The organism is Acidicapsa ligni, from assembly GCF_025685655.1.
Taxonomy (GTDB): domain Bacteria; phylum Acidobacteriota; class Terriglobia; order Terriglobales; family Acidobacteriaceae; genus Acidicapsa; species Acidicapsa ligni.
Genome location: NZ_JAGSYG010000002.1, coordinates 465,709 through 487,275, shown reverse-complemented (window position 1 = coordinate 487,275; position 21,567 = coordinate 465,709). Strand labels below are relative to the sequence as shown.

At 55.8% G+C, this 21,567-nt stretch carries 19 protein-coding genes; 7 read left to right on the top strand and 12 right to left on the bottom strand.

All coding sequences use genetic code 11. The features are described 5' to 3' along the window. Positions 1-28: 28 nt before the first annotated feature. The 4 genes from OHL19_RS08385 to metG all read right to left on the bottom strand — a co-directional run bounded on the left by OHL19_RS08385 (position 29) and on the right by metG (position 5,429). Positions 29-1,018, bottom strand: coding sequence for a polyprenyl synthetase family protein (locus tag OHL19_RS08385; RefSeq protein ID WP_263357190.1), 990 nt, complete (start codon positions 1,016-1,018; stop codon positions 29-31). A gap of 112 nt (positions 1,019-1,130) precedes the next feature. Beyond that, on the bottom strand, positions 1,131-1,631 hold the full coding sequence (locus OHL19_RS08380) for a YajQ family cyclic di-GMP-binding protein (protein ID WP_263357189.1): 501 nt from the start codon (positions 1,629-1,631) through the stop codon (positions 1,131-1,133). Positions 1,632-2,312: 681 nt separating this feature from the next. Beyond that, complete coding sequence (locus OHL19_RS08375; RefSeq protein ID WP_317890554.1) at positions 2,313-3,182, bottom strand: TatD family hydrolase; 870 nt, start codon at positions 3,180-3,182, stop codon at positions 2,313-2,315. Between the two features lie 57 nt (positions 3,183-3,239). Further along, a complete protein-coding gene (gene metG / locus OHL19_RS08370) occupies positions 3,240-5,429 on the bottom strand; it encodes a methionine--tRNA ligase (RefSeq protein ID WP_263357188.1) in 2,190 nt (729 codons plus the stop codon). A 188-nt stretch (positions 5,430-5,617) separates the two neighbouring features. Between metG and OHL19_RS08365 the strand changes: the two genes are divergently transcribed. The 5 genes from OHL19_RS08365 (at position 5,618) to OHL19_RS08345 (ending at position 11,834) form a co-directional block, all read left to right on the top strand. After that, positions 5,618-7,633: an arginine--tRNA ligase gene (locus OHL19_RS08365; protein WP_263357187.1), complete on the top strand. Its 2,016-nt coding sequence runs from the start codon at positions 5,618-5,620 to the stop codon at positions 7,631-7,633. A 171-nt stretch (positions 7,634-7,804) separates the two neighbouring features. Continuing rightward, positions 7,805-8,260, top strand: coding sequence for a hypothetical protein (locus tag OHL19_RS08360; RefSeq protein WP_263357186.1), 456 nt, complete (start codon positions 7,805-7,807; stop codon positions 8,258-8,260). A gap of 88 nt (positions 8,261-8,348) precedes the next feature. Beyond that, complete coding sequence (locus OHL19_RS08355) at positions 8,349-8,708, top strand: PadR family transcriptional regulator (protein ID WP_263357185.1); 360 nt, start codon at positions 8,349-8,351, stop codon at positions 8,706-8,708. Between the two features lie 15 nt (positions 8,709-8,723). Then, positions 8,724-11,354 carry an ADOP family duplicated permease gene (locus OHL19_RS08350; RefSeq protein WP_263357184.1) on the top strand — a complete coding sequence of 877 codons (2,631 nt, stop codon included), beginning with the start codon at positions 8,724-8,726 and terminating at the stop codon, positions 11,352-11,354. Between the two features lie 24 nt (positions 11,355-11,378). Next, the gene (locus tag OHL19_RS08345) at positions 11,379-11,834 is read left to right on the top strand and encodes a cobalamin B12-binding domain-containing protein (protein ID WP_263357183.1); all 456 of its coding nucleotides are present in this window, start codon (positions 11,379-11,381) and stop codon (positions 11,832-11,834) included. Here the strand turns inward: OHL19_RS08345 and OHL19_RS08340 are convergent. The 7 genes from OHL19_RS08340 to OHL19_RS08310 form a co-directional block, all read right to left on the bottom strand. Next, complete coding sequence (locus OHL19_RS08340; protein ID WP_263357182.1) at positions 11,831-12,292, bottom strand: acyl-CoA thioesterase; 462 nt, start codon at positions 12,290-12,292, stop codon at positions 11,831-11,833. The two genes, OHL19_RS08345 and OHL19_RS08340, sit on opposite strands and share 4 nt — an antisense overlap. Positions 12,293-12,363: 71 nt before the next feature. After that, positions 12,364-13,779, bottom strand: coding sequence for an RIP metalloprotease RseP (gene rseP / locus OHL19_RS08335; RefSeq protein ID WP_263357181.1), 1,416 nt, complete (start codon positions 13,777-13,779; stop codon positions 12,364-12,366). A 48-nt stretch (positions 13,780-13,827) separates the two neighbouring features. Then, positions 13,828-15,000, bottom strand: coding sequence for a 1-deoxy-D-xylulose-5-phosphate reductoisomerase (gene dxr, locus OHL19_RS08330; protein WP_263357180.1), 1,173 nt, complete (start codon positions 14,998-15,000; stop codon positions 13,828-13,830). Between the two features lie 24 nt (positions 15,001-15,024). After that, the gene (locus tag OHL19_RS08325) at positions 15,025-15,846 is read right to left on the bottom strand and encodes a phosphatidate cytidylyltransferase (protein ID WP_263357179.1); all 822 of its coding nucleotides are present in this window, start codon (positions 15,844-15,846) and stop codon (positions 15,025-15,027) included. Positions 15,847-16,278: 432 nt separating this feature from the next. After that, entirely contained in the window at positions 16,279-16,806 is a 528-nt protein-coding gene (locus OHL19_RS08320) for a hypothetical protein (protein WP_263357178.1), read from the bottom strand. A gap of 230 nt (positions 16,807-17,036) precedes the next feature. Beyond that, positions 17,037-17,879: an isoprenyl transferase gene (locus OHL19_RS08315; protein ID WP_396126694.1), complete on the bottom strand. Its 843-nt coding sequence runs from the start codon at positions 17,877-17,879 to the stop codon at positions 17,037-17,039. A 137-nt stretch (positions 17,880-18,016) separates the two neighbouring features. Next, entirely contained in the window at positions 18,017-18,589 is a 573-nt protein-coding gene (locus tag OHL19_RS08310; protein WP_263357176.1) for a helix-turn-helix domain-containing protein, read from the bottom strand. Between the two features lie 197 nt (positions 18,590-18,786). Between OHL19_RS08310 and OHL19_RS08305 the strand changes: the two genes are divergently transcribed. Both OHL19_RS08305 and OHL19_RS08300 read left to right on the top strand, forming a co-directional pair. Continuing rightward, positions 18,787-19,416, top strand: coding sequence for an HAD family hydrolase (locus tag OHL19_RS08305; RefSeq protein WP_263357175.1), 630 nt, complete (start codon positions 18,787-18,789; stop codon positions 19,414-19,416). A 124-nt stretch (positions 19,417-19,540) separates the two neighbouring features. After that, positions 19,541-20,338 (top strand): enoyl-CoA hydratase/isomerase family protein, encoded by a 798-nt coding sequence (locus OHL19_RS08300; protein ID WP_263357174.1) that lies wholly within the window; start codon positions 19,541-19,543, stop codon positions 20,336-20,338. A gap of 38 nt (positions 20,339-20,376) precedes the next feature. On the opposite strand, the gene OHL19_RS08295 is transcribed toward OHL19_RS08300, so the two are convergent. Continuing rightward, the gene (locus OHL19_RS08295) at positions 20,377-21,513 is read right to left on the bottom strand and encodes a glycoside hydrolase family 130 protein (protein WP_263357173.1); all 1,137 of its coding nucleotides are present in this window, start codon (positions 21,511-21,513) and stop codon (positions 20,377-20,379) included. Between the last annotated feature and the right edge of the window lie 54 nt (positions 21,514-21,567).

The following is a 21,567-nucleotide window of genomic DNA, read 5'->3' as shown; positions in this document are numbered from 1 at the left end:
TACTCAGAGTGCGATCGATCTCGTATGACTATCGATCCCGTGCGACTACGAAATCCGGCACCCAAAGCAGGGCGCGTTTGAATTCGGAGTCTTCAATCGGAGCAAGCGCTTCACGGGCAGCCTCTGCATAGCGATCCGCCGCAGCCATTGCATACTCCACCGAACCGTTGCGATGCAGCAGCTCCTGCACTTCTTCGCGGCTTGCACGGACAAATCCGCCATCCTCCAGCACACGCTGAAGAATCTCGCGATCGAGAGCTGTTCCATGTTCGAGAGAATGGATCACGGGAAGAGTCGTCTTGCCTTCGCGCAGATCACTGGCGACTGGCTTGCCAAGCACCTCTTCGGTCGCGGTAAGATCCAGCACATCGTCTACAATCTGGAAGGCCAGACCGACAGCGCGTCCGTAGTTGGCGAGCGCTTCTTCCTGCTCTGGAGCAGCATTGGCCAGCGCTGCGCCAAGCTGCATCGAAACCGCAAACAGGCAGGCTGTCTTGCGGAAGATGAGGTCGTAATATTCCTCTTCGGTAACCGCGCGGCCCAGCTTTTGAATCTGCAGCAGCTCGCCCTCAACCATTTGCTGAGTGAGGCTGATTAACAGATCGAGAACTTTGAAATTACGTTCTTCCAGCGCGATGTGGAAGGCCTGCATGTAGAGCCAGTCGCCCGCCAGTACGCATTTTTCATTGCCCCAGGTGGTGTTTGCAGAGGGCCGACCGCGACGCGTATCTGCGCCATCGATAATATCGTCGTGTACCAGGGTCGCTGTGTGTACCAGCTCAACCACCGCTCCCAGACGAATCATTCCTGAGCCCGCATAGCCCAGGCATCGCGCCGAAAGCAGCAGCAGAGTGGGGCGAATCCGCTTGCCGCCGCCGACGCGTAGATATTCTGCAATTTCTGTAATCGTACTGACGGTCGAAACCGCATCGCGCCCGAGTTCAATCTCAATCGCCGCGAGTTCCGGACGCAGCAGATCGAAGACTTCCCGTGCCGTCGCTATTGCTAGTGTGCTCAAAGGTTCGGAGTTCCTGTGCTTTCCTGTTGCCTCGTCCGTCTTGCGGCCCGTTCCTACGATGCCACTCACAGTATCTGTCACTTGGATGCTGGCGGACCTGTTTCGATCCCGCTCAATTCGTCCGGTAGTTGGTGAACTGCAAATCGATGCCTAAATCTTTACCACGCAAAAGTGCAATCACCGATTGCAGAGAATCGCGATCTTTACCCGTGATCCGCAGAGAATCACCCTGGATCGTTGCCTGCACCTTCAGCTTCGAGTCCTTCACAATGCGGACAATGTCCTTGGCTTTCTCGATCGGCACACCTTGCTGCAAGGTAATCTTCTGGCGAACACTCTTCCCCATCGCCTCTTCCAGCTTGCCGTAGCTCAGGTTCTTTAGCGAAATGCCGCGCTTGACCAGCTTCTGCCCGAGAATTTCCTTCACTGCCTCAAGCTTGTACTCATCCGCCGATGCCAGCAGAATCGCGTCGCTACCTTCCAGCGTTACTTCCGACTTCGAGTCCTTGAGGTCGAACCGCGCCTTGATCTCCTTCACTGCCTGATCAATGGCGTTCTTTACTTCCTGGATTTCTACTTTGCTGACAATATCAAACGAGTTATCCTGCGCCATTGTTCTCCGTCCTTGCTGGTACTTGCTTACCGGCCTATCAAGGTGCGATGGATAGCAACCTTCAACTTCACAATTCCAAGTTTCACACGTTCGGGCTGTATAAAATAGCCGTTCATTTCGACAGCGAATCTAACCATTTTAGAATCAATTCATTAGTCTCGTGCAAAAAAGCGCGGTATCCACGTATGCTACCAGAAAGTTCAATCGCATAAGCGTGGAACAGGCCCTCTGATTGGCATTCAGTGAACAGGAGCCTGACCTGTAAAGCCCCATAACCTCAGCCCGGAGACGTAATCCTACATGGATACTGATCCGTAGATAAATTATAGGTCTACATGCAACCTGCTCACGAAGCAAATCACCACCGCAAACCGCTATATGGCATAGTGCCTGCTATACGAGCCAAGATGTTCAATGAGCGCCTGCTAGCTACGGATCATTTCTCTACGAGAATTGCTCCTTTATGCAAACTGTTCTTTTGAGCAAATTGCTATAACGTAGCTTCACTTTTGCATTGACTACTAGCATTGGCTACCGGCATTGACCTGCTGCCTCAGGATGTTCTCTGGCCGCACATGAGTTATATAACTCATGTGCGGGCGCGTACAAAATCACATTCCTTATACCCTCATGGATATTGGTGATTCCAGTTTCGATAGTTGTTTTTGAAAAGGGAGTCTGTTAGGACAGGCGAAACAGCCGCTGAAAATTTTTAGTCGTGATGTCAGCCATTTCTTCCACGCCCAGCCCATGCAACACAGCTAATGCTCGCGCGGTCTCAGCCACCCAGGCAGGCTCATTTCGCTTGCCTCGGTTCGGCAGTGGAGCCAGAAACGGAGCATCCGTCTCCACCAGAAGCCGCTCCAACGGCACCTGAATCGCGACATCCCGCAAGGCCTGCGCCTTGGGATACGTAATCTGCCCGGCAAAGCTGATTAGAAACCCGAGATCCATAGCCCGCTGCGCCTGGCTCCAATCTCCCGAGAAGCAATGGAGAATGCCGCCTATACCCGTCGATCCCCAATGCTCACCGAGCAGAGCCAGAGTATCGTCCCAGCAGGTATCGTCGCCGTCCTTTGGCCTGCAGTGAATCAGAATGGGGCGCTTACGCGCTGTGGCAATCTCCATCTGGCGAATGAACACCCGCTTTTGAACCGAATGGTCGGTGCCCTCGTGGTAATAATCCAGCCCAATTTCGCCGCAGGCAATAACTTCTGGTTCAGCCAGTAACTGGTCCAATTTGGCCAGTGCCGCATCATCCGCCTCGTGGGTATTGTGCGGATAAATTCCTGCGCTGGCATAGAGCTTTGGCACCTTCAGAGCCTTGGGCTCCATCGACCCCATTGACTGCATCGGCTCTATCGGCTGCGCGGGAGACTGCGCATTGAACTGGCGGCAAATGTCCAACGCCTGATGCATCTGCGCGGGGCCTTCACCAATTCCAATCGCCAGGATAGTACCGACACCGGCTTCCCAGGCGCGGTGCAAGACCTCCGCAAGCTCGCCCTCGTACCGCGAACTATCCAGATGCGCGTGAGAATCTACCAGCAAGCAATCGTCTCCCAGCCCCTGTTTCTTCCAGGGCTTCTTTCCTGTCTTATCCTGGAATTATTTCAGCCGCGCCCCGACCGGAACGTCTTCCAAAAATCCAGCCAGCACCGGCGCGCCCTGATCGCCCAGCGAAGCAGCGACGACCATGCCATTCGACTCCAGCCCGCGCAGCTTGCGCGGAGCGAGATTGGCGACGATCACTACCTTGCGGCCTATCAGCTTTTCCGGCTCGTAATACTGGGCAATACCTGCCAGAATCTGCCGCTTCTCATAGCCCAGATCGACCTCCAGGCGCAGCAGCTTGTCCGCCTTGGGCACACGCTCTGCAACCAGAATCTGCGCCACTCTCAACTCAACCTTGATGAAATCCTCAATGCCAATCTGGGCAATGCCCTCGTGCGCACCCTCCAGCACTGGCGCTGTTTCCTGCTTCGGTGCCGGGGGCACAAGAGAGGGAGCAACTGGAACTTCCGGCTCCGCAATCGGTGCGGGGATTGGAGCCTCTTGCGTGCCGCAGTGCGGCACATCCAACTCGTGGATGACCGGCGAATCACTCGGACGAGACTTTTCGGGAGCATCCTGTGTGTTTGGAGCATCCGGTGCATCTGGATTGATGCCGCTCACCGCAGCCACAGCACTCAACGTATTTTCATTCTCAAGATTCTGCATACGCTCAACCGCATCCTTTTCTGCACGGGGGAACAGCGGCGAAGGCTCAAGAAACTTCGTACCCGCCTGCAATCCGCCCCATGCTAACGAACTCAACTGGCCGCCCCTGGCAGCCTCTTCAATCTCGCCCAATCCCAGTTGCCGCCAGACCTTCCCAGCCGATTCCGGCAGGATCGGATACACCAACCCTGTAATGATGCGAATTGCCTCTGCTGCGGTTGCCAGTACCCGCGCCTGCATCGCCGCAAACTCTTCTTCGCCGACATCCGACTTCTTCTTCCAAGGAGCGCTCGCCGTCAGATAGCCATCCACCGCAGCGACCAGCGACCATAACGTCTCCAGCGCCCGCGAAAAATCCATCGCTTCAAACTGCACGTTGAATTCGGCAATCGTCCGCGCCGCGTCAGCGCCGACCGCATCCTCTGCAGGACACGGCACACCTGTTTCAGGCACAACTCCGCCAAAGTACTTGTGCACCATATTCACCACGCGGCTCACCAGGTTGCCATACCCGTTGGCTAGATCGCCGTTGTACCGCTGCACCAGCGCCTCAAACGTAAAATTGCCATCGTGTCCGAAGCTGATCTCCCGCAGCAGAAAGTAGCGCAGTGCGTCCGCTCCCAACACCTCAAGCACCGTCTCCGCACGAACGATATTGCCGACTGACTTCGACATCTTGGCTTTGTCAAAGAGCAGCCAGCCATTCGCCACGACCGCCTTCGGCACAGGCAACCCAGCGGCCATCAAAAACGCAGGCCAGTACACGCAATGAAAGCGAATGATTTCCTTGCCGACAAGATGCACATCCGCCGGCCAGAATTGATCGAAGAGGGCTTTCTGCTCTGCTGAGTCTGCTCCGTAGCCCAGAGCAGTCATGTAGTTCGCGAGCGCATCCATCCAGACATAGATGACATGCTTTTCATCGCCTGGCACCGGAATGCCCCATGTAAAACTGGTCCGGCTCACTGAAAGATCCTTTAACCCACTGCGCACAAACGCAATCACTTCATTGCGCCGAGCCTCAGGCTGAATGAATTCAGGATGTGCCTCGTAATACTCCAGCAGCCTGCTCTCAAACGCCGACAGCTTGAAGAAGTAATTCTCTTCGCTGATGGTCTCTGTAATACGCCCGCAATCGGGACAAGGCGCACCCGGAGCGACCTCGACAAAGGCTTCGTCTGACACGCAATACTGGCCAGTGTAGGACCCCTTGTAGATGTAACCCCTGTCGCGCAGAGCGCTGAACAACTTCTGCACACCGCGCTTGTGACGATCTTCCGTGGTGCGAATGAAGTCGTCATACGTCAGACCCATCCGGTCCCACAGGGAACGAAACTCACCCGAGATCGCCGCCGCAAACTCCGCGGGAGTCTTCCCCGCCTTCGCCGCAGAGCGCTCGATCTTCTGGCCATGCTCATCCGTGCCCGTCAAAAACCACGTAGGGATGCCCTGGCTCCGCTTGCGGCGCGCAATCGCGTCACACACGATAGTCGAATAAGCGTGACCGAGATGCGGCCGCGCATTCACGTAATAGATCGGCGTCGTGATGTAAAAATGGCCGCTGGGATTTGTCGACATGGGGACTTTTTTCACCAGTTAGAGCCGGAATTAGCCTCGAACTTTGACTGGATAACCTTTCCTTCATCTTAACCGATACGACACAAACAGATAGCGATCCTGCCCAAAGCTGAAGGAGTGTGCCCGCGACGCCAGTGGTGTCGCATAAAATCAGGTTGACTGTCATTGTATTTTTGAGGATTCCACCTGTGTATCTTGAACTGCAACAACGCCTGCTAGCGCGGGTCCATGAAATCCTGAAGTCCACCTACGACATTGAGCTGGCATCGATTGCCATCGAGCAGCCGCCTGACCTCAAGATGGGCGAATACGCTCTCCCCGTAGCGTTTGAACTGGCCCGCAAGCTGCGCAAGGCCCCCAAGGTCATCGCCACTGAACTTGCTGCGGCGCTAAGCGCCAGCCTTGGCCCTGATCAAGGTCTCGATCAAGGCTTCGCCAGCTTCGAAGTAGCAGGCGCGGGATACATCAACGTGCGTGTCGCGCGGGACAAAGCGGCGTCGCAACTTGCTGCTGGAGACAACAGCTCCGCCCGCGAAACCGGTCTCCACGTCCTCGTTGAGCACACCAGCATCAATCCGAATAAGGCTGCGCATATCGGCCACCTGCGCAACGCTATCCTCGGCGATACTTTCGTCCGCATCCTGCGCGCTGCCGGTCAAAAGGTCGACGTGCAGAACTACATCGACAATACCGGTGTACAGGTAGCCGACGTGGTCGTGGGCTTCCTGCATCTGGAAGGCAAATCGCTCCCTGAAATTCGCACACTGATCTCAGAAAAAGAAGCTGAGGGCGATCAGGCGCGCGAGCAGCGCTTTGACTACCTTTGCTGGGATGTTTATGCACGCGTCTCGCAGTGGTATACCTCCGGCACCGAAGAAGAAAATAAGCAACGCAAAGCCCTGCGCTACGCCACCCTGCACGAGATCGAAGCAGGCGGCAACGAAACCGCAGAGGTCGCCGAGCTCATCTCCACAGCAGTCCTGCGCCGCCATCTCGAAACCATGCTGCGCCTCGACATTACCTACGACTTCCTGCCCCGCGAAAGCGAGATCCTGCACCTCAAATTCTGGGATCTGGCCTTCGAGCAGTTGAAGCAGACCGGCGTCCTCTACTTCGAAACCGAAGGCAAGAACAAGGGCTGCTGGGTCATGACCCGGCCCGATGCCAAGGTAGTTGAAGAAGGCACTGCCGATGAAGACGCCAAGGTCATCGTCCGCTCCAACGGAACGGTGACCTACGTTGGTAAAGATATCGCCTACCACCTCTGGAAGTTCGGCCTGCTGGGTCGCGACTTCGGCTACAAGCCATTCTTTACGTATCCCGATCACGAGTGCTGGATCTCTACCGAACATGGCGTTGAGCCACATCCGCACTTTGGCGGGGCGCAGGCCATCTACAACGTCATCGACTCACGCCAGTCCGACCCGCAGGCCAACGTCATTCAAGCCCTGCGCGGCATGGGACACACTGCGGAGGCTGATCGATATACCCACTTCAGCTATGAGATGGTAGCGCTCACTCCGCGCTGCGCCGTCGAACTGGGCTACACCATCGCCGAAGAAGACCTTGTACGGCCCTACATCGAAGTCAGCGGCCGTAAAGGCTTCGGCGTCAAAGCCGACGACCTTATCGACAAGCTTATCGCCGCAACACGCAAAGAAACGGACACGCGCCAGCCCGAACGAGCCGAATCGGAAAGACAAAAGATAGCCGAACAGATCGCGATTGGTGCGCTGCGTTATTTCATGCTCAAGTTCACACGCGGTACCGTCATTGCATTCGATTTCAAAGACGCACTCAGCTTCGAAGGCGAAACTGGCCCCTACGTGCAATACGCCATCGTGCGTATCCGTAACATCTTCCGCAAGGCTGAGACCACGCCCGAGCAGGTCCTTGCAGACTTCGCCAAACTCGATGCTTCCTCATCTCTGAACGACGCCGATGAAATCTGGGCCATCTGGCTCCGAAGCGCGAAGCGTTCGGCGATTCTCGACCAGTGCATCGCCACATCCGAGCCCGCATACATAGCCCGCCACGTCTTTCAGTTAGCGCAGGAGTTCAATAACTTCTACCATCGCCACCACATCCTCACCGAAGAAGACCCGGCAAAGAAAGCACTCCTGCTTGCAACCGCAGCAATCGCACTGCGCGAGTTAGTAACAGTCCTAAGCTGGCTGGGAATCGAATCACCGGAAGCGATGTAGGCAAAGGAAAAATCTCTAACAGCAACCGGATTTAATCAGGCCTACTTATCTCCTCTGAGATGTGGGCCTGATTCATGAACAGCAGGATCGCAACGCGTTGCACTTCAGAGTCCGTATTGCAAGAACTCAAGTTGGTTTTAATCGAATCCAGGCTGTGGTACTACTGATCCCATGAGACCTGCCCTCCAATTCACTTACCTCTATCACGATTTCGATTTAATAGAAGTTCGCATAGAAGTTGAGAATGCAAGGTTTCGTGGTTCTGCAGATGTATATGTAGACACTCACAAACTCAGCGAAGTGGCTGCAAAATTGAAGGGTTTTCCTACAGACGTGCTAGATGCACGTGAATTCATGTTTGGTGGCTTTGGTTCTAATATTGCTGGCGGAGCCGTCCACCTTCATTTTTTTTGCAAAGACCTGGCTGGTCATCCAATAATTCGTGCAAGAATCGAAGCCTTTTCAGTAGACCTTCGTATACCTTCTGGTTCGCAGATTGACACGCCTGAGTCTACAGTTCTCTATGTCGATTTTGAGCCAGCAGCCCTGGATGTATTCCTCACTCAACTTGAAGAGATTGAGCGAATTCATAAAGGCTCCGCGGTATTGAGTATGGGCGCCCTCTAAGACGCAATACGAACGCCGCCTGCTTGAAAGCCGCATCTCTGGTCTTCCCCTTGACATTCGACCTGAGCCCGGTATAGATTCAGGTCGAATGTCGACTAGAGACGCGGACACCCAACTTGAGCTGTTGCAGGGCACTCTGGATCTACTGATCCTCCAGACCCTTGCCCTGGGTCAGGCCCATGGCCATGCAATCGCGCGCTCCATCGAGCAACGATCGGACGATGTGTTGCAGGTGGGCCACGGCTCTCTCTATCCGGCACTCCAGCGCCTGCTCAAACTTGGCCTGGTCGTCGCCGTGGACGGAATTTCAGAAAACAACCGCAAGGCCAGGTTTTATCGTTTGACCGCAAAGGGCCGCAAGAAACTCTTTTCGGAAACTTCGAAATGGCAGAAGCTCTCGAATGCGATTGCGCTCATTCTTGCGCCGGTTGCCAAAGAGAATCCGTAGCTGGAGGACTAGATCATGCTTGGCTGGAAGAAGCGCAGGAATCAGTTGCTGCGAGAGTTCGAAACGCACATCGAGATCGAAATACAAGAGAACATTAATAACGGCATGTCGCCCGAAGAAGCGCGGCATGCTGCAAAGAAAAAGTTCGGCAATGTGGGGCTCACCGTCGAGAAGTCCCGCGAGGTCTGGGGTGGGCTCTGGCTGGAACGGTTGCTGCAGGATATTCGATACGCGGTACGCAGCCTGAGCGGAGTGCCGGCATATACGGCCACGCTTGTATGTACGCTCGTACTCGGGCTGGGTTGCGTGACCACTATGCTTGCCGTAATCCAGTCGACGCTGATGCAACCTGTGGCTCTGCCGCATTCTGAGCAACTGGTGCAGGTCTATACCGAAAATAGTCCTGACGGGACTTATGCTTCGCCCCAGGCGCTCTCGTACAAGGAAATCGATGAGCTGCGTCGCGGTAATCGTTCCTTCACCGGTGTCGGCGGATACAACACCATGGTGCGGCCTGTGACTGCATCGGATGGAACACGCATCGCTGTGCTGACAGAAGTGACTTCCGATTACTTCCAAATGCTCGGCGTGCAGGCAAGATTAGGGCGCTTGATTCTGCCTGCCGATACGAAATCTCCCGTGGTTGTGGTCAGCCACGAGTTCTGGAGCGAACGGCTTCATGCTGATCCGAGGGCAATTGGTTCCACGATCAAAGTCTCAGGCGAACTCCGCACGGTGATTGGCGTGCTTCCCCTGAGCATTCATGTTCCTCAAGGAACTGGCGGTCCGATAGTCTATGTTCCCGTTTCGCTCGACGCCTCGGGCGATGACGATTACAAGCTTGAGTCGGCTTCGACAATCGCGCGTCTGAAACCAGGTGTTTCGATGCAGCAGGCGCTTGCGGATGCGCAAAGCATCTTCGCTCACTCCGAACCTGGCAACGCGGCGCAAGACAGGCATCTGGGATTGCGCTCGTATCGGGATTTGGTTGTCGGCGATATGCAAAAGCCCTTGTTGACTCTCCTGGGAGGCGTCGGCGTATTGCTGCTGATCGCGTGTGCCAACGCGGCCAATCTGCAAATTGGGCGCGCGGCCAGCCGTATGCCGGAGATGACAGTTCGCTCTGCATTGGGCGCCAGTTTTGGCAGGCTATTGCAACAGTTAGTGACGGAGAGCATTCTTATTTCGCTGTTCAGTGCAGCGCTCGGCAGCGCGTTGTCCTATGCGGCGGTTGAGGTCATACGGCACGCCTACGGAAATCAGTTTCCCCGCTTTGATGAGTTGTCCATTCGCCCAATCGTTCTGGCTGGTACCGCCGTGCTTGCCGTTCTGGTGGGCGTGGTCGCATCCATCGCGCCTGCATTGAATATTCGGCGAAAGACAACCTCGCGATTTAATACGAAGAATGCGACGCGGAAGACTCGGCTGCCTGGAATCCTGGTCGCGCTTCAGGTTGCGCTCACATGCGTGCTGCTGGTCATCAGCGGCCTGTTTGTGCGCACTTTGCAGCAGCTCCAGAATGTGAAACTGGGATTCGATCCTCGGGGCGTGACTACGCTCGTCCTGATGCCGGAAAACCAAAATCAGGACCAGCAGCTTTCACGCGAGATAGAAGCCCGCCTGCTACGCCGGTTTGAAGCGTTGCCGGGAATTCAATCCGTCACGATGCAGACCGAGATCCCTTTCTCGAACTACAACATGGTATTGGATGGAAGAACGGATGTATCGGGGCGCACATATCAGAAAGGAGATTCCGCCTTGTACAGCCTGGTGAGCACGAGCTTTGTGCATACAAGTGGAATCCGGCTCCTGAAAGGACGCAGCTTTTTGACAGAGGACGATACAAGTGGGTCGCTTGTGGTGCTGGTCAATGAAGCCTTTCTGCAAAAATATCTCGACGGACGCCAGCCTCTTGGCACGACCTTGAAATTTCATCGCGATCCAGGAGATACCGACACCGACCTCCCCTTCACGCAACCGATGACGGTCGTCGGCGTGGTGGAAAATGAAATCCAGGGAGGAGATCTGGGTGCACCGTACCAACCAATGATCTATGTCGACTCTATGCAGATTCCGAAAAATTCTCCGATAGGTCTGATTTTTAACATGACGGCTCAGTACGCGGTGCGATCTTCGCTGGGGCCTGCGGCGCTGTCTTCGGAGCTGCGCGCCGCCCTGAAAGATGAAGCGCCAACGATGATCGAGATGAGTTTACGGCCCATGCAAGACGGAATCTCGCAATCGTTAGGTCAGCGGCAACTTGCTTTACGCCTGGTCGCAGGATTTGGCATCGTCGCGCTGGCTCTCTCGGCAGTGGGAATTTATGGTGTGCTGGCCTATTCGGTAGCCTTGCGGCGCCGTGAAATCGGAATTCGGATGTCGCTTGGATCTTCACGGTTGAAGGTCGCGGGGTTGGTTATGCGCCAGGCAGGTGCGATGGTGCTGCTGGGGCTGATTCCGGGGATAGCGGGCGCGTGGGCTGCGGGACATGCGGTTCGTTCGTTCCTGTATGGAGTAAGCGCGCTGGATGCGGCGACCCTTGTATACGTCGGCGTCGTACTAGTGCTCGTCTCCGCTGCGGCTGCATTCTTTCCGGCCCTGCGGGCAGCCCAGATCGATCCTGTTGAGATTCTGCGGGCAGAATAAAAGCACGCTTTCTGATAGTGGATTATGGTACCGTTCCGCTTAGTGCAGCACGCAACTCCAACCCGCCCCATCCGCGTCCTTGTAGCCAAAGCCGGCCTGGATGGCCACGACCGCGGTGCGAAGATCATTGCCCGCGCCCTGCGCGATGCGGGCATGGAAGTCCTTTACACAGGCCTGCGCAAAACCCCCGAAAGCATCGTCCAGGCAGCTATTGAAGAGGACGTAGACTGCATCGGCCTCAGTATTCTCTCGGGAGCCCACAATGCTCTCGTACCCCGCCTGATCACGCTGCTCAAGGAGCAAAAGGCTGAAGACATCCTGCTCGTCTTAGGCGGCACCATCCCTCAGGCCGACATTCCCGCGCTGAAAGAAAAAGGCGTAGCCGAAGTCTTTGGACCCGGTACGCCTCTCGATGCAATCATCACTTTTTTACAACAGAAGATCCAACCCAGAACGGCGAATCTGGAAGCCAGGGCTTAATCCTGCCCGTCCACATCGCCCTGATCGTCCAACCCTGAGACTCGAATCGCGCTGCGAATAGGGGCTGCATAGCGCTCTGGCATCAGGCACTTCTGCAGGCTGGCATCGCAGACAATATGCACTGTTTCGCCCTCTGCCAGCAGCAACTGCCCTTCCCGCGCACTCGATGCGCGGAAGATGCGATAAGCAAACTTGAGCAGCGAGCCCTTCAGGATGATCGGGCCAGCCTCAATCAAAATCACATCGTCATAGCGCGCTGGAGCACGATAGCGGCAGCTCGCCTCGACTACCGGCAGAATGCAGCCATCTTCCATCTCCATCTGCTTGTAGTCAAAGCCGAGCGAACGCAGAAACTCGACGCGTCCTACCTCAAACCACACCAGGTAATTCGCGTAATACACCACGCCCATCTGATCCGTTTCAGCGTAGCGAACTCGTAACTCGGTCACGATAGACATGGATCAACTTTCCTGCTGCAGCCACGCCTGGTTCGACGTGATCCTGTAAGGCCTTGAGCTTTGAGAAAGCCCTAAGACTTGAAGTGTGAGAAGATCGGCAGCTTCGATATGTCATTGAAGATGACATACGCAAAGAAGACGATGATTAAAACAAAGGCCACCTGGTAGACACGTTCCTTGACTGTCGGATTGATATCGCGACGAATCACGCTCTCAATCAACAGGAAGAGAATCATGCCGCCATCGAGAATCGGGAACGGCAATAGGTTGAGAATACCCAGGTTCAAACTGATAGTCGTCATCAGCTTGATCTTGAACTCCCATCCTGGTGTCTCAGCCGCTAGTCCGGTCTGCTGCGCAATGCCTATCGGGCCGGAGAGATTGTCGACCGACATCTTGTGCGTTAGCACGCGCTTCAGCACTTCCAGAATCAGCAGCGAATTTTCCCGGTTAAACTTCACCGAAGCGTCCACCGCTTTAGGAAACGGCAACTGATCCACGCGATATGGCGGCAGAGAGCCTAAAAATCCAAGCTGCCATGCAGGACCGTTCCTGCCCTGGCCAAGCTTCGGCTGCAGAACCACGGTCGAACTCGTGCCCTCATGATTGACAACCAGCTTTACCGGAGCGCCCTTCTGCTGTTGCAGATACGCGATGATCGACTCCGTGCTGTGAAAGACATGTCCATCGATGGATTGAAACTGGTCGCCAGCCTTAAGACCAGCCTCTGCGGCAGGCGTTCTGTCGCTGACCGAACTGATCTTGAGCGGGTCCGCCTGTATCTTCGGCAGTAGTCCAATCTCATTCAACGGTACGTCTTTGCCGGGTGTCTGCTCTGTCAATTGCAGCGTCAACGGGAGATTCTGCCCATTGCGCGTCACAACCATCGGCAACTCAACACCGTGACCGGGACGCACGCTGGGAAGGTTTAGCGCCAGCCGTTCGTTGATCAACTCCCAGGATGGGTTTTGCTGAGAATCGAAGCTGACAATTACGTCGCCTGGCTGTAACCCGGCATTTGCAGCAGGGCTGCCTGCAACGATCCAATCTGCAGTAACGGGCTGGTCTGCAAATAGCGGCACTTCATTGTGCAGCATGTAGAAGCCGGTCATCAGCCCCAGAGCCAGCACAAAGTTGGCAAACGGCCCGGCTACTCCGATGATGATCCGCTGCCAGCGAGGATGCGAGGTCAGCGCGCCCGGATCACGTTCCGGCGCTACGGGCGCATCGCTGCTGTTGAGGGTCATGTTCTCGCCCGGCAGCGTTTCGCCGGTCATCTTCACATAGCCGCCGAGCGGTGTCGCCGAGATGCAATAGTCCGTCTCGCCAATCTTTATGCCAAAAAGCCGCGGAGGAAATCCGATTGAGAACTGTTCCACACGGACGCCGCAAAGTTTAGCCGCGACAAAATGGCCAAACTCATGGACAAGCACCATGATGCCCAGCACGATAAGGACAGAGATGAGATCAACTAGAACTGTGTGCATAGATGCGCGCGCATTACCTCAAACAATACATGGGCTTTAGAACCAGAACTACACGCGAATAGCAGCTGCGGAAATCGCTTCGCGAGCCCGTTCACGCGCCTGTAAATCGACCGCCAAAACTCCGGCAATTGTTTCCGGATGAGATTCTGGAGTCCATTCCAGCACCTTTTCTATTGTACGCGGGATGTCCATAAAAGAGATTGTCCGGTTCAGAAAGGCATCCACGGCAATCTCGTCGGCTGCATTCAGGGCGATACAGTGCGCGCCACCCTTTTCTGCCGCCTCGTAAGACAGGCGGAGACAGGGAAAACGCTCGAAATCCGGTTGCGAAAAATCCAGATGCGAAAGCGCCGCGAGATCAAAGGTCAGCGTCGAAGCCGGACGCTCCGGGTAAGCCAGCGCATACAGGATCGGCAACCGCATATCCGTCACTGAAATCTGCGCCAGAATCGACCCGTCCACGTACTCCACCAGCGAATGCACCGTCGATTGTGGATGCACCGTCACTCGAACCTGCGACGATGGAACATTGAACAAACGGCAGGCCTCGATGACCTCCAACCCCTTGTTCAGCATCGTAGCCGAGTCGATCGTGATCCGCTGCCCCATTACCCATGTGGGATGCTTGAGCGCCTGCTCGGGCGTAATCCCGGTAAACTGCTCCAGAGGCAGTTGCCGGAACGGTCCACCGGATGCCGTCAGCCAGACAAACTTCACCTCGGCCAGAGTTCCCACCCGCATGCACTGGTGAACGGCGTTGTGCTCCGAATCAATCGGCAGGAGGGGAACATTTCGTTCGCGGGCAGCAGCAGTCAGGATCTCCCCGGCCGCAACCATGCACTCTTTGTTCGCCAGCCCAATGGGCTTGCCCGCGAGGATCGCCGCGTGCGTCGCTTCCAGCCCCGCTACGCCGACAATCGCCGACACCACAAAATCCACCTCAGGATGGGTCGCGCAGGCCACGCTGCCTGCCGTACCCCAAAGAACTTCCGTTTCCGTAATACCCAGGGCGCGGAGCCGTGAGGTCAATTCCGCCGCGAGTTCCTCTGTGGCCAAAGAAACGAGGCGCGGATGCCAGCGCCTGACCTGTTCGAGGGCCGACTCAAGATTGCGTCCCGCTGCAAGCGTAGCAACCGAATAGCGGTCGGGATAGGACTCAACGATGGAGAGGGTGCTCTGTCCAATCGACCCAGTGGAACCGAGAATTGCGAGGCGTTTCAAAGGAATTTCTAACCCAATCTGACCTTAAAAGTGTTGAATAACCTGAGCGTACCACAGCACCGGAGCAGCGAGCAGAAGCGCGTCGATGCGGTCCAGAACTCCACCATGCCCGGGCAAAAGCGTTCCGGAATCTTTCACTCCAGCAGAGCGCTTTAGCGCCGACTCAGCCAGATCGCCCACCTGCGCGGCCACGTTCACCACTACAGCCAACAGCAGCCAGTGCCAAACCGGTCCGGCAAAAGCCAGCGTCATAATTTCTCGCTTGGCGAGCTGCTCAGCCAGCACAATCAGTCCAACCGTGACCAGCAGGCTGCCCACCACCGAACCGACTGCGCCTTCCCACGTCTTATTGGGGCTAAGCCGCGGAGCAAGTTTGTGCCGGCCTAAATTCCGGCCTACGTAGAGCGCCACAATATCTCCGGCCCAGACTACGCAGAGCAGAAAAGTCACCAGCGTCTTCCCATCCTCAGCGCTGCGCAGAGCAGGCAAGGAGATCAGCGTAAACCCTATATAAATCAGGCAAAAAATCGACGAAGCCGAGTCATGCAGCACCTTTGCAATAGGCGAAGAAAAGGTGCAATAGAGCAGCAGCGCCAGGGATAACGCGCCAAGCGCCGTAGAAAGCTTATCCGGCCAGAGCTGGCTCACAGCAAACAGCAGCGCAATCGCAACCAGCACCGCAACCCGCGGAGGATTCGCATCCGCCGCTTTGGCGATGCCGATGTACTCCCACGCAGCCAACAGGGCCACCGCGCCAACGGCCAGAGTCACCGCCCAATCCGGCCCAAAAAACACCAGCAGAATCACCAGCGGAATCAATACCAAGGCTGTCAGAATTCGTTTCATGCAGGCTTGAGAATACATGACCGGGCCAAGTCCCGGGCATGCAGCCACATGCAGAGGATTACCCCATATTTTTAGGAGAACCAGTTCGGCCAAATTTTGAAATAAACCAATAAGAACAGATGAACTGATATATGTCCGTGCCCTCAATAGTGTAATTGCCAGCAAAGCCTGCGAGCAGTAATACAACCAGCAATGTTTGGCCGGCGAGCAAAAAACGTATGTACGAATCTCCTCCGCGAGACTAAAGCATTCCTCTTATCGGTATATTCTGCGCAGTGGCTGATTGCGCGATTTTTTATCAACAAAAGCCAGACTTCGCGAGTCCCTGCTGGGGCATTGCAATAGTAGAAATGCTCTAAACATACCCAAAGGCCACTACTCCATCTTGCGTAGCCCAATGTAAATCTCTACGGCACCCTATGTAATTCCTGTCTAACCTTCCAAAACATTCAGCATGGTTTTCAATTTCCATCGACCATTTTTTCGTTCATAAACGGCCATACCGCCTTGTCCTCCGAGACAGCCGCAGGATGCGTAAAAAATAAAGGCCGCTTCTTCGTGTTTTGAATCGAACGCTATCTCACTCAAGGTAAGGTGGGTTCTCACATATCCATCAGGTCCCTGGGAAGGACTTCTCTTGCCAGCCTCAATAAGCTTGCCTTCGGCTACGATCCGTGCAGTCACCTCCCTTTCACTCGTCAACGCCATGATCTCGGGTGGCAACTTGCGTCCACTGTATGAGGGTATTGCGAGATTCGGCAGACCCGGTTGTTCGAGGAATCCCGTTGACGTTTTGAATGCCACGGTTGTGTCCTGCATTCCGATCATGTTGCTTAGCTGTTCCGGATAGTGAAGCAAGAAATTTCTGTAAATTGCGATTTCATCACTAGTAAAGCGCGCCGTATCGACAGCAGACTGCGCCGGCAACGTTATAGTGACTACAGCAAAAAACCAGATCAACCTCTTCCACATGGCACGACTATACTCTCTCTCAGAGTTCTGGGAAAAGAATACTCTTACCGATCCCTTTTCACGCAGATAATGTCCTTTATCATGCCTAAACCGCCCCTGAGTCTATGCACGGATTTGATCACGATTTGATTCTTTGACCTCATCTACCCGCAAATAATTTACTGCCTAGCAGGGATGCTCGGCAGTGAATTATCTCTCAACGTAACCCCGATGGAGGATTATCTGGAGGTTCGAGCTGCTTCTGTCATTTCTTCGCCGGCAGATTGGTCTTCCCGCTCCGCTTCACCCAGGCCGCCGTAACGGCGTTCCCGACGCTGATAAGCCGCGATGGCCTCCAGCAGGTGAATGCCCCGGAAGTCGGGCCAGAAGCGTTCCGTCACGAAAATCTCTGTGTAAGCAATCTGCCAGAGCAGGTAATTTGAAATCCGCATCTCCCCCGACGTTCGGATTAGCAGATCCGGGTCCGGCATATGCGCCGTGTAGAGATGGCGATGGACATCTTCCTCGGTGATACGGTCCGGGCTGAGCCCCTTCAACTTCATCTCCGCAGCCAGCCCGCGAAACGCATCCACCATCTCCGACCGTGCGCCGTAATTCAGCGCCAGGGTCAGCGTCGTGCCGGTGTTGCGAGCAGTAGCCTCGGCGGCCCATTGCATTTTTTCCTGCACTTCCGGCGGCAACTCGTGCGTTCGCCCGATGTACCGGATGCGGACGTTATTATCCATCATCCGCTGCAGGTTGCTCTCCAGGTAGCTGCGAAGCAGCCGCATGAGAAAAGTGACTTCGGCACGCGGACGGCGAAGATTATTTTCCAGGGAAAAGGCATACAGGGTAAGCCAGGGCAAACCGATGCGCGAAGCCGCCTCGGTCACCAATTGGACACTCTTCGCTCCCTGTTGATGGCCGAGAAAGCGCTTTAACGAACGCAAACCAGCCCAGCGGCCGTTGCCGTCCATAATGATGGCGACGTGCTCCGGCAATCGCGCGGGAGTCAGTGTCGCGTATACGGCCCGTTCTTCGGGCGTCAACTCATGAATTCGCGACGTGGCAGTCAAGTACAAAGGCTCGCCTCTTGCAACCCCTTCTAGCAACATCGACCGTAGCACAAGCGCCGATGGGTCGCAATGCATCCCCTGTGCAAGCACCGGGGGACAACGTATGTCTAACAGAGTTTGAAGCCAGATTCCGCAGCAGAGACTTACGCCGTGCGACGCCTGACCATCGAAATATCGCGAACAGAATTCCGAGCCCGATCCCGTGCATCGTTCAACAGCATTGACCGCTGCAACGGCTCCAATTGAGGCAGATACAGCGCCAGCTCCGCGAGAAAAGGATCGGCCAGTATCTCCGCCACTTCCTCGTCATGCTTGCTGCGGCCGTCGCGCACCAACTGGCAGATGTCCACTTCAAGCGCATTTGCCAGACGCTCAAGAGAACCAAGTGTCGGAATTGCCTTGCCATTTTCAATTTTGGAGATGTACGTCCGGGGAACCTGCATCCGGCTGGCAAGCTGACGCTGGCTCAAATGACGCGCCTTGCGAATATCCTTCACCTGATTCGCAACCCGAAGACCGGCATCGGTTGCGGAGGGCGGAGCTTCACTCTGCGCTATCACTTCGACGGGGGCTGGAACTTCTTCCATGTCCAGCGGCTTGTGGCAGCGCCGGCACATCGAGTTGCTGGTCCGGAACTGCACCAGCAGGCAGTGTTCGCAGCGTAGTACTTCGCGAACAGACGTCGTAACGGGCATCGTTACCAGGGTCGTTGCCATAGTTTGTCTGCGGAGTGCCAGAGCGGGCCTTCCGGTGGTGACAAAATACACCACGTCAAGTGCTACTTTCGTTCCGATGAACCATAATTGTCAAGTGGAAACTTGGTGTCCTGCCTAAAATAAAGGGAAGAATCTCGGTGAAACCCTGAGAAACACGAACCATAAGAAGCAACATACACTGGACGAGGAGCCTGAACATGACTGATAACAAGAGCGTTACTTCCATTCATGACCGCAACACTCACGACCGGGCGGCTGCATGGGCTCTCCTCACCGAATGGACGCAGGGCGAAAGCCTGCGCAAGCATGCTTTGGGGGTAGAAACCTGCGCCCTCGCCTACGGCGAAGCGGAGGCAGACCGTCTCGGCCTCACGGGGCAGGCGCGCGAAGACCTGCTCACTCTTTATTCCACTACTGCCCTGCTGCATGACTTCGACTACGAGCGCCACCCTTCGCTTGAAGAGCATCCCTTCGTTGGCGTCGGGGAATTAGCCCGTCTCGGCTGGCCCGAAGCGACACGCACCGCCATCCTGGGCCATGCGACCTACTCCGGCACGCCGCGCGTCACGCATCTCGACAAGACCCTCTTCGCCTGCGACGAGCTCTCCGGCTTTCTCACCGCCTGCGCCCTGGTCAAACCGAGTAAAGCCATTGCCGACGTGGAAGCCGCCAGCGTACGCAAAAAACTCAAGGACAAAGCCTTTGCCCGGGGCGTAAACCGCCAGGACGTTATTCAAGGCGCGGAGGAGCTCGGCATCGATCTCGACGCTCACATAGCCTTTTGCCTAGCGGCAATGCAGCGCCGCGCAACCGAGCTGGGCCTGTAGTTAGCCTGTAATGGGCTCATAGTGATCTGCGAGCGAAACAACCGAAAACAACGGCTGATTCATCGCACTACCATCCTGCATCTAAAGGGTGCATAATAGTCGTTCGATAATTCAGGGGGAGCACATGAGCCATTTCCAGCACATTCTCGTCGAATCCCAAAAAGGCGTACAGACTATCACTCTCAATCGCCCGGAGAAACGAAACGCACTCAGCCCCGAACTCATCGACGAACTCACCCAGGTCTTCGACGACGCAGCCAACTGCGATTGCGGAGCCGTGATTTTGACGGGAGCCGGATCAGCCTTCTGCGCCGGCCTCGACATGGAACATCTCGAAACCATGAACGCGCGTACTGTCGATGAACATCGCCGCGACTCCGAAAACATGGCTCGCGTCCTGCGCACTCTCTATGAATTCCCCAAGCCAATCATCGCCGCTGTCAACGGACCGGCCATTGCTGGCGGCATGGGCCTCGCTACTCTCTGCGATTTCACCTATGCCACGCCGGATGCCCGCTTCGGCTATACCGAAGTCCGCGTTGGCTTCGTTCCGGCAATTGTCGCCTCGTTCCTGACCCGCCAGATCGGCGAGAAACGTACACGCGAACTGCTGCTGAGCGGCCGCATCATCAAGGCAGACGAAGCCTGCCGCCTCGGCTTGGTAACCCGCATCGTTCAACCGGAAGAACTGATGCCCGAAGCCTGCTCCCTAGCGCAAAGCTTGTTGCAGAATAGTCCTGAAGCCATGCGCGCCGTGAAGGAGCTGCTCACCAGCCACTCCTCCAATCAGATTGATGAGGAGATTGAGGAGGCAATCGCAGCCAATGCCCGCCAGCGCTCTTCGGAAGACTTCCGTGAAGGCGTACGCGCCTTCCTCGAACATCGGCGCCCGGAGTGGCCCAGCATGCACGAAAAAGTCTAATGACTAACTACTGGTGGCTAACTGCTGGCGGCTGAAGTCTAGTAGCTGGCGCCAGCATTTCCGGCCGAGGCAGTTGCCACTGCGACAAATGAGTCCGCGCAACCGTAGTACAAAAACCATGTGTCGTGGAAGAAGACTAATCCCTCGGCAAAGGTCGTGCCCGCAGCATACTGCCCACTCTTCTCGTAGGGCCGCTCGGGATACAAACTGGGCTCATCCAACTGGTGCAGCAACTCCGTGGGATTATCTTTGCTAAACAGGGCCTGCCCTGCCGCATAAGCACCAGCAGCCAGCTTTGGGTCAGGCTGCTCTCCCGGCAAAGCGTTCTTCCCGTTGTAGACAAGGACAATACCTTTCGACGTAAGAATGGCTGGCGGCCCGACCTCTGGAAATGCACTGTCGAACCGGCCCGGGCGACGTCGCATCACGACAACGGGCTGGTGCGTCTTATCCTCCACCGGCGTCCAGTGAATGAGGTCAGGCGAGGAGGCCACGCGCACCTCGATCTCCCCCCAATACATCCAGAACCTGCCATTGATTTTCGCAGCGATCAACCGCCCGTGATCCAGCTTTGTAACAATGCTCGCCGACTTGTACATCAGCTTGCCGTAAGGCCCGGAATCGCCCAGCGCAGGGCCATGCTTGGTCCAGTAAACGAGGTCTGGCGACGTCGCTATGCCAATTGAATACGTCGTTCGATTCCACTGCGTATACGTCAGAACATACGTTCCGTCAGGAGCCTCAACCAGCCGCGGATCTTCCACTCCGCCCGGCCATTCCCGTGGCTTCTGGCTATCTTCCTGCGCATAAAACACCGGCTCCGGCATTCGCGTGAAATGAATTCCATCCGCCGACTCCGCCAGCCCAAGTCGCGAAGTGCGGCCACCGATCTGCATCGATCCGGAATCGTCCTCGGCGCGATACAGCACCATCACTTTGCCGTGGCGCACCACTGCCGCCGGGTTGAAGGTATGCAGCGCCTCCCAATGGGCCGGTTCAGGCTTCAACGGGTCATGAAAAATGCTATTCGGTTGCGGCTTGAGGATAGGCTCATCCACGGGACGGGTAAACGGGCCCAGCGCCCAGTCCGCCTGCCCGGAAACAGCGCTCTGAGCGAGACCAGGCACAGCACTCAGTGCCGTAAAGAGAATAAGCAGAGAACGAAGAAGCCCCACATTCACCCCACCAACAAAAAGTCCTGTGTGCCCACGTTGCCGAGCCATAAGTAC

What these genes read in the sequence shown, in the direction of transcription:
- OHL19_RS08380 (WP_263357189.1), bottom strand. Translation starts at nt 1,631, where the DNA reads ATGGCGCAGGATAACTCGTTTGATATTGTCAGCAAAGTAGAAATCCAG.
- metG (WP_263357188.1), bottom strand. Translation starts at nt 5,429, where the DNA reads ATGTCGACAAATCCCAGCGGCCATTTTTACATCACGACGCCGATCTAT.
- OHL19_RS08360 (WP_263357186.1), top strand. Translation starts at nt 7,805, where the DNA reads ATGAGACCTGCCCTCCAATTCACTTACCTCTATCACGATTTCGATTTA.
- OHL19_RS08355 (WP_263357185.1), top strand. Translation starts at nt 8,349, where the DNA reads ATGTCGACTAGAGACGCGGACACCCAACTTGAGCTGTTGCAGGGCACT.
- OHL19_RS08350 (WP_263357184.1), top strand. Translation starts at nt 8,724, where the DNA reads ATGCTTGGCTGGAAGAAGCGCAGGAATCAGTTGCTGCGAGAGTTCGAA.
- OHL19_RS08345 (WP_263357183.1), top strand. Translation starts at nt 11,379, where the DNA reads ATGGTACCGTTCCGCTTAGTGCAGCACGCAACTCCAACCCGCCCCATC.
- OHL19_RS08340 (WP_263357182.1), bottom strand. Translation starts at nt 12,292, where the DNA reads ATGTCTATCGTGACCGAGTTACGAGTTCGCTACGCTGAAACGGATCAG.
- rseP (WP_263357181.1), bottom strand. Translation starts at nt 13,779, where the DNA reads ATGCACACAGTTCTAGTTGATCTCATCTCTGTCCTTATCGTGCTGGGC.
- OHL19_RS08325 (WP_263357179.1), bottom strand. Translation starts at nt 15,846, where the DNA reads ATGAAACGAATTCTGACAGCCTTGGTATTGATTCCGCTGGTGATTCTG.
- OHL19_RS08310 (WP_263357176.1), bottom strand. Translation starts at nt 18,589, where the DNA reads ATGGCAACGACCCTGGTAACGATGCCCGTTACGACGTCTGTTCGCGAA.
- OHL19_RS08305 (WP_263357175.1), top strand. Translation starts at nt 18,787, where the DNA reads ATGACTGATAACAAGAGCGTTACTTCCATTCATGACCGCAACACTCAC.
- OHL19_RS08300 (WP_263357174.1), top strand. Translation starts at nt 19,541, where the DNA reads ATGAGCCATTTCCAGCACATTCTCGTCGAATCCCAAAAAGGCGTACAG.